The 8,489-nt window shown below is 23.3% G+C and carries 6 protein-coding genes; all 6 read right to left on the reverse strand.

What is annotated here, in order from left to right; genetic code table 11:
• Nucleotides 1-108 precede the first annotated feature (108 nt).
• Entirely contained in the window at nt 109-1,263 is a 1,155-nt protein-coding gene (locus T364_RS0106805) for an EpsG family protein (protein ID WP_027128909.1), read from the reverse strand.
• The gene (wecB, locus tag T364_RS0106810; RefSeq protein WP_027128910.1) at nt 1,257-2,360 is read right to left on the reverse strand and encodes a non-hydrolyzing UDP-N-acetylglucosamine 2-epimerase; all 1,104 of its coding nucleotides are present in this window, start codon (nt 2,358-2,360) and stop codon (nt 1,257-1,259) included. Before wecB ends, T364_RS0106805 begins: the two co-directional genes overlap by 7 nt.
• Before the next feature lies 1 nt (nt 2,361).
• Nucleotides 2,362-3,522 (reverse strand): glycosyltransferase family protein, encoded by a 1,161-nt coding sequence (locus T364_RS0106815; protein WP_027128911.1) that lies wholly within the window; start codon nt 3,520-3,522, stop codon nt 2,362-2,364.
• A 473-nt stretch (nt 3,523-3,995) separates the two neighbouring features.
• Nucleotides 3,996-5,108: a glycosyltransferase family 4 protein gene (locus tag T364_RS0106820; protein ID WP_027128912.1), complete on the reverse strand. Its 1,113-nt coding sequence runs from the start codon at nt 5,106-5,108 to the stop codon at nt 3,996-3,998.
• Between the two features lie 14 nt (nt 5,109-5,122).
• Nucleotides 5,123-7,231 (reverse strand): bi-domain-containing oxidoreductase, encoded by a 2,109-nt coding sequence (locus T364_RS0106825; RefSeq protein WP_027128913.1) that lies wholly within the window; start codon nt 7,229-7,231, stop codon nt 5,123-5,125.
• A gap of 19 nt (nt 7,232-7,250) precedes the next feature.
• Nucleotides 7,251-8,489: nucleotide sugar dehydrogenase (locus tag T364_RS0106830; RefSeq protein ID WP_027128191.1), on the reverse strand; the 1,239-nt coding region annotated here is incomplete at its 5' end.

Here is an 8,489-nt window from a genome sequence, read left to right on the forward strand (position 1 = left end):
GCAAAAGCTATGGCCGTAGGAAGTCCTATATACCCCATTCCTAATATTGTGATTTTTAATTCTTTTTTTCTTGCTTTTTCTAATAATTCTTCCATTTTATTTTCTCCTCTATTTCAAATATTTTTCTATATATGAATCTTTCCCTCTTCTCTCTATATACTTATAAAAAGCATAATTTTTTCTATATTGATATGATGGTTTTTCTTTAAATATATAACTTAAATATGATGTATATGGCAAATAATTATATGTTGTTAAAGTTGTTTTATAAATCATTAATATCCCATACATAAAAAAGAAAATAATTATTGATTTTTTATTAATATTTTTTTTAAAAAAATCATATATTAAATTTATGTTAAAAATGTAATATATTATAAAGTATGTTCCAAATCTTCCAAAAATACTTATTATAAAACTTAATCTATAAAAAATATAATAAATTATTAATATAGATATTAAATACTTATTATACTCTTTAAATTTTAAAATTTTATTCTTATTAAATAGAATAAATAATATAATTACTATCTTTTCAACATTACCCAATGAAAAAATAGAAGATTCAAAATATCTTCCACCAGAATATTTTAATATTCTCATATCTAATCCAAATGGTAATAATTCTATTAATTTTATTAATAAATTTTTATCTAAAAAAATTATATTTGCTATTATTAATAAACCAAATAAAATAAATCTATTTATTTTACTTATTCTTTTTACAAAAGGTAAAAAAAACATAAAAAAAGAAGATTTGTGAAATAAAAAAGCTAAAATACAAAATAAATAATACTTTATATATTTCTTTTTTAATAAAAAATTTTCTGATAACAAAAATATTCCCACAGCTATTAAATTTCTTAAAGGGCAATCTATAAATAAATATAAAAAAATATAAAAATAACATAACATTAAAACGAAAAATATATTATTACTTCTTTCCTTTATTTTTTTATAAAAAATATAAAAACACCATAATTTTGTTATTATAAAAAAATACCAAAAATCAAAACCTAAACTTTTAAATATTAAAGAATATACATGGTAACCTATTTCACCATATAACATTCCTAAATTTTCAAAAGAATTTAATTCGTATAACTTTTCATATGCTCTCCAATCACTTCCAGTAAAATATGTAGTACAAAGAAAAATTCCTAATAAAAATACTGTTATTTTTTCTAATAAGTTTTTATGCTTTCCTAATTTTATATTAGATAGAGTAAATAACCATACAATTGGTATATAATATATTAACATTTATTTTTCTCCAATAAATATTTTCTTATTCTTTCTGATGTTTTTCCATCTCCATATGGATTATTAGCTTTTGACATTTTTTCATATAATTCCCCCTCTAATAATTCCATATACTTTATTACATCTTCATATTTTGTTCCAACTAATTTCGCTGTTCCTGCTTCTATAGCTTCTGGTCTTTCAGTTGTATCACGAAGTACCAATGTAGGTTTTCCTAGACTTGGAGCTTCCTCTTGAACGCCTCCTGAATCTGTCATTATATAATGAGCTCCATCCATTATTGCTATAAACTCTAAATATTCTAATGGTTCTATTAAAATTTTTCTTTCAAAAGTATCTAATACTTTATGAGCCACTTCTCTTACTAATGGATTTAAATGCATTGGAAATACTAAATATAAATCATCATGTTTTTCTAAATAATCTCTTACTGCTTTAAGAGTTTCTTCCATTGGTTTTCCCCAATTTTCTCTTCTATGCATTGTGATTAATATATATTTCTTATTTTCTACACCATATTTTCTTTTTATAGCTTCTATATCTTCACTTTTATTTCTTTTTACCCAATAAAGTGCATCTATTACTGTATTTCCAACTTTTAAAATTTTGTCTTTTGGATAATTTTCTTTTAAAAGATTTTCTACATTTACATCTGTTGGAGCAAAATGAATACTTGTTATATTTCCTACAAGTTTTCTATTAGCCTCTTCTGGAAACGGAGAATAAATATTTCCTGTTCTAAGACCTGCTTCAATATGTCCTACTGGTATTTGATTATAAAATCCTACTAAAGCCCCTGCTAGAACTGATGTCGTATCTCCTTGAACTAATATATAATCAAACTTTTCTTTTTTTACAATTTCATCAAGTTTAATTATAAGTCTACCAGTTAATTCTGATAATCCTTGTCCTTGTTTCATTATTTGCAAATCATAATCAGGAGTTATCCCAAAAAGATTTAATACTTGATAAAGCATCTCTTTATGTTGTCCTGTTACTACTGCTTTTACATTTATTCCATTATTTTTTAATTCATGATACACAGGAGCCACTTTAATTGCTTCTGGTCTTGTTCCAAATATTAATCCTATTTTCATTCTATTCCTCTTTTTCTATTAACTTTTTATATTGTTTTCCTATTGTTTTTATATCATATTTTTCTAAATCAATTATTTCTTGATTTTTATAATTTCCATTTAAAAATTCTATAAATATTTCTTTATTAAAATTATTTTGATTAAATGATAAAATTGGTCTTTTTGCTATTCCATAATCTATTAATTTACTTGGTGATTGTTCTAAGTTAACATTAGATATATTTAATAAAAAATCCACTTTACTCATTTCTATTATACACTCTTTTCTTGGAATTAATGGCCTTATTTCTATTTTCCCTTTAGATTTTTTTATTTCCTCTAATATACTTTTTCCACTCTTCATTTTTTCTATAGTAACTATATCACTAAATATAATAAATTTATAGTCTTTATCTATAGTATTTAATAATTTTAATATATTCAAAGGATTTCTTATTTTCTCATAAAATACACCTGCATAAATAAAAGTTGGAACTTTATTTCTTTTATATTCTTCTAATTTATATTCACTTAAATCAAATCCTTGAGGAATTATCTTTATTTTATTTTCAACTTTATATTTCTTAAATGCTTCTTTTGCATTTTCAATTGGTAATACTATATATTTTAATTTTTTTAAAATAAGAGCTTCTATAATTTTAAAGTAATAAGCAATATTTAATGTTTTATTATAATAAAAGGGATCCCCGTATTCTAGTATTAAATTATCAGTTAATTTTTTATTTTTTCTTATTCCTAAATAACTTCCTAAATGAGATGAAAAAGGAAAAGCAATAGAAATTATAGCTTTTTTGTTATCTTTTACATTTTTTAAATATTTATAAACAAAATATGAAAATTCTATTTGTCTATCTAAAAACAAATAATTATATATATTTTTTATTTTTTTTATAATTTTAGACTTTAAACTTTTTTCTCTTTGAATTTTCTTTATATTATTTAAACTATTTACATTTTTATTTAATAAAAAACCTTTTTCTAAATAGATAATTTTTATACCATATTGTTCAAAAAAAATTTCAGGTACATTCTTTTTAGAAGTTACGACTTCAACTTCATATTTTTTTGCTAACTCTCTAGCTAGTTCAAATGCTCTATGAGAACGAGGAGTATTTTCTTCATAAAAATAATAACTTACTATTAATATTTTTTCCTTTAACATATTAATTTCTTCTCCTTAATAGCTTTTTATTCACTCTTTAATATAGTTAATGTATAAATAAATATATATTTATATTCTAATTTATAAAAATAATCTTCTATTTTTACTAAATTATGCAGACTTATTTTTGATATCCTATAAAAAATTTTCCTCATCTTATTTTATAAACATTGTTGAATCTTCAAATAAATTTTTAGTATTCTTGTCACTAAAATTCCCATTAGCATTTTCTCATACTTAGATATTAATATATTATTTTCTTGTAAAATTTTTTCTTTTCTAATCAATCTTTCACTATTCTCTGTAGATTATCTAACATTAAAAATCTAACAATTTGTTTTTTTTATTTTTATCCTTACATATTATATACATCCTATTATTTATATCTACTATTAATTCATTTAATTTCTTTGCACCATATATAATGTCTATCAAATTACTTTCTTCAAAAATATTCTTCTACTATTATTATATTATATATTTTTTTCTCCTATTATATATTCTACTCTTTTAATAAAACTTTTACTAGAAAATCTTTCTTTAGAAAAATAATAATTTTTTTCTATATAATTTTTATCTTTTAAATAATTTAAACTTTCTATAATACTTTCTTTATTCTTTGCTAAACAATATTTTCCATTTATATTATCATCAAAAATATCTTTTATTCCTGCATGATTTGTAGTTATTACTGAACAACCATTTACATATGCTTCTAAAATTGAAATCGGTTGCCCTTCATTTTCATAATAAGTAGGAAGTATAAAGATATCACTTTTCAAAAATAAATCTCTTTTTTTATTTCCTTTTACTATTCCATAATAAAATATTTTATTAGGATATTCTTTTAAATATTTTTCTATTTCAATTTTTATACATGGTTCTATGGCTCCTGCTAAATGAATCTCAAATTTTTCTTCAGAAAGTTCTTTTGAAGATTCTAAAACATCTAAAATTCCTTTTTCTCTCATCAAATTACTTAAATAAAGAACTTTTCTTTTTTTTCTAAAATTAAAATTTTTTATTTTTTCTTTTATCTCTTCTTCAGAAGCTATTATTTCGTCTTGTACTCCATTTTCACAAACAAAAATTTTATCTTCATTGATAATTCCTTTAAACATTTCTTTTAAAGAATTTCCTAAAACAATAACTCCATTTAATCTTTTTAGATAAAAACTTAAGACTTTCTTTTTCAAAAGATTTTGATTATCGTACATGTTTCTAAAATTTCCTCCATGTATATGTATATAACATGGAATACTTTTTATAAAAGAACATAACATATATGGTGAAAATCTCATAAATCCTAAAAAACTTTGACCAGGAGTCATGTATATAACATCATATTTATTAAATAAAATTTGATATATTTCTTTTATTAAATAAATAAATATTTTTAAAAATTTTTTTATTTTAAACTTCCCTTGTTCTTTTTTATTTTTAAACTCTAATTCTTTTAAAGTATTTATTTTATATACATCATAATTTTCTTTTAATCCATCATACAACGTTTGGTTTGCTATATTTTGTCCGTTTAATCCTTTATTTCCTTCTGGAAATGGTCCTACAAATAATATTTTTTTCATTTATAACACCTTTATTATTTTATCATTCCTTTTATTAGTAATTCCATTGCTTTAAATGATTCTTCTATATGAATATTCTTCTTATTTTTCTTTAAAATATTAAATATATACTTATATTCATTTTCTATTCCTTTATCTTGCTTTAATTTTAAATTAACTTTTTTTATACTACCATATCTAATTAATTTAATATAATTATCCATTTCATAAATTGTTCCATTAATAAAAACTCTCAATTGTTCTTTTAAATATCTTTTAGAACCCATTGAAGTATAAATTATATTTCCAATTGCTCCTGATTTAAATTTAAGTGATATTATACAATTATCTTTTTTAGGGTATGCTTCATTTTGTAAAAAATTTATTTTTAATTCTTCTAATTCCGTTCCATCTAAATATTGAATAGTATCTACAAAATGACAAGCTTCTCCTAATATCCTTCCTCCACCTATTTTTTCATCTTGTACCCAATGGTCTTCAGGAATATACCCTGCATTTACAGTATATTCATAAATAGCAGAAGTTTCATTAGTATTTCCCTCTTTTTTTATTTTTTCTATCAATGGAGCATAACGTCTATTTAATCCACAAAATAACTCCTTATTAGAATTTTTATAAGTTTCTTTTATCTCTTCTAATTCTTCTAATGTTAAACATAATGGTTTTTCACAATAAACATTTTTTCCTGCATTTAAAGCCTCTATTATAAATTTAGCATGTGTATTATGTCCAGTTGAAATTATAATTAAGTCTATTTCTTTGTCAGCTAATAATTCCTTATAATTATTTGTTATATATTCAAAAGGAACTATATTCTTTGCTTGAGCTGCATTCACTCCCCCAGTAGTAGCTAATCCTTTAAAATTATATAATTCTGTTTTTTTCATAATTGGTATTAAAGTTGTTTTAGAAAAATTTCCAGCTCCTATTAGCCCTACTGTTATTCTATCTTTTTCTATTTTATTTTCTTTTTGAGAATAAATTATATTCATGTATTTTTTTTCATTCTCTTTATATTTCAGTAATATTCCTATATATTTTTCTTTATTCTTATTAGTTGTTATTATTTCATATGCTTTTTCTGCTTCTTCAAAATCTATGATATGAGTAATTAAATCTGATATTATAACTTTTTTACTTGCTAATAATCTGATAAATTCCTCTATATTTCTTCCTTCAGTAAAACGAACATATCCTATAGGATAATCTATCCCCTTTTCCTCATAGTTACTATCATATCTTCCTGGTCCATAAGAACGAGCTATTGTAAATGTTAATTCTTTTTCATAATATGGTCTTCTATCTATTTCCATCTTAGTAACACCTATCATACAAATAATTGCTCTGTCTCTTGTTATAGTAGCTGCTAAATCCATTGGAGCATTGCTATTTGTAGATGCAGTTATTATTACTTTATCTACACCACGTCCTTTAGTTAAAGCCTTCGTTTTATCCTCTGCATTTTCATCATCAGATTGTATGAATGCTTTTAACTTTGTATTTTCTAATTCTTTATTAACTATATCATATCCTATTACATCACAACCATAAGCATTTAAAATTCTTGCTGTAATATGCCCCAATAACCCTAGACCTATAACAGCAACTGTTTCTCCTGATTCTACTTTTGCTTGATGTATTCCTTCTAAAGCAATTCCACCTAAAGCACCTAAAGCTGCATCTTGATAATTTTCTAAATTATTTGGTAATTTTATTACTAGATTTTTATTTGTTCTATTAATTTCACTATGATATGCTTGCCCCACTAAAGCGACTAAATCTCCTTTTTTAAATTCTGTAACTCCTCTACCACATTCTAAAATCTTTCCTACAGCTGAATACCCCATTGGCATTGGTTCTTTTAATTTTCCAAAAGCTGCTTCTAAACCTGTTATTACTCCATCTGTTGCCATTTTATCTAAAACTTTTTTTACTTGATCTGGTCTTTCTAAAGCCTTTTGTAATAAATTTTTTCCTCCAAAAGAAGTTAAACTTCTTTCTGTTCCTGCACTTACAGCTGAATATAAAGTTTCTATTAATACATGTTCATCTTTCACTCTAGGCATAGGTGTTTCTATTAATTTAACTGAACCATCATTTACCATTAAAAACAATTGTTTCATTTATTACTCCTTATTACTATTATTTAATTATTCCTAAACAATCATACACTTTCTTTTCTTTTAATACTTCTATATTTTCTTTAAATTCTTTATGTCCTTGTGCTAATACTAAATAATCTGCTTTCTCTATTGTTTCCTTAAAACTATAAAGTTCAAAACCATGACTTTCTTTTTCTCTTACATTTGGTTCACAAGCTATTACTTTATACCCTTTATCTCTTAAGATTTCAGCTATTTCCATTGCTGGTGATTCTCTTAAATCATCTATATCTGGTTTATAAGCAAGTCCTAATACTCCTACTGTTAATGATTTATCTCCTTTTAATATTTCATCTACTTTATTTACTATGAATCTTGGTTTAAAATCATTTATAAGTCTTGCTTCTCTTATTACATTTGCTTCTTTTGGAAATTTTTCTACAATAAACCATGGGTCTACTGCTAAACAATGTCCTCCAACTCCTGCTCCTGGTGTTAATATATTTACTCTTGGATGTTTATTTGCTAATTTTATTAATTCAAATACATCTATTCCTAATTTATCACAAATTACAGAAAGTTCATTAGCAAAAGCTATATTTACATCTCTAAATGTATTTTCTACAAGTTTACACATTTCTGCTGTTATATCATCAGTTATATAACAAGTTCCTTCTTTTACCATTGCATCATATATAACTTTTGTGTATTCTCCTGCTTCTCTTCTTTCTGCTCCAATTATTCTATCATTATGTTCTAATTCATAAAGAATTCTTCCTGGTAAAACTCTTTCAGGACAATGAACTGTCATAAATTTTTCTCTTGATATTTTTGATTCTTTTTCTAATATATCTGTCATTAATTTTGTTGTCATTGGTGGTACTGTTGATTCTAATATTACAAGATTATTTTCTTCTAATACTGTTGCTACTTCTCTTGCTCCACTTTCTACATAAGATAAATCTGCTATTTTTTCTTCATGTTCTTTTTTAAATGGAGTTGGTACAGAGATTATAAATACATCTGATTTTTCTAATTTGTCTGTTGGTATTAATCTTCCACTATTTATAGCTTCTTCAAATGCTTCTTGTAAATCTGGCTCTACTATATGAATATGTCCACCTTTTAAAGTTTCTATTACTTTTTTATTTACATCAAATCCATTTACTGTAAATCCTGCTCTTGCAAAAGCTATGGCCGTAGGAAGTCCTATATACCCCATTCCTAATATTGTGATTTTTAATTCTTTTTTTCTTGCTTTTTCTAATAATTCTTCCAT

Origin of the sequence: Fusobacterium perfoetens ATCC 29250, from assembly GCF_000622245.1 — a bacterium.
Classification (GTDB): domain Bacteria; phylum Fusobacteriota; class Fusobacteriia; order Fusobacteriales; family Fusobacteriaceae; genus Fusobacterium_B; species Fusobacterium_B perfoetens.

What these genes read in the sequence shown, in the direction of transcription:
- T364_RS0106820 (WP_027128912.1), bottom strand. Translation starts at nt 5,108, where the DNA reads ATGAAAAAAATATTATTTGTAGGACCATTTCCAGAAGGAAATAAAGGA.
- wecB (WP_027128910.1), bottom strand. Translation starts at nt 2,360, where the DNA reads ATGAAAATAGGATTAATATTTGGAACAAGACCAGAAGCAATTAAAGTG.
- T364_RS0106805 (WP_027128909.1), bottom strand. Translation starts at nt 1,263, where the DNA reads ATGTTAATATATTATATACCAATTGTATGGTTATTTACTCTATCTAAT.
- T364_RS0106825 (WP_027128913.1), bottom strand. Translation starts at nt 7,231, where the DNA reads ATGAAACAATTGTTTTTAATGGTAAATGATGGTTCAGTTAAATTAATA.
- T364_RS0106815 (WP_027128911.1), bottom strand. Translation starts at nt 3,522, where the DNA reads ATGTTAAAGGAAAAAATATTAATAGTAAGTTATTATTTTTATGAAGAA.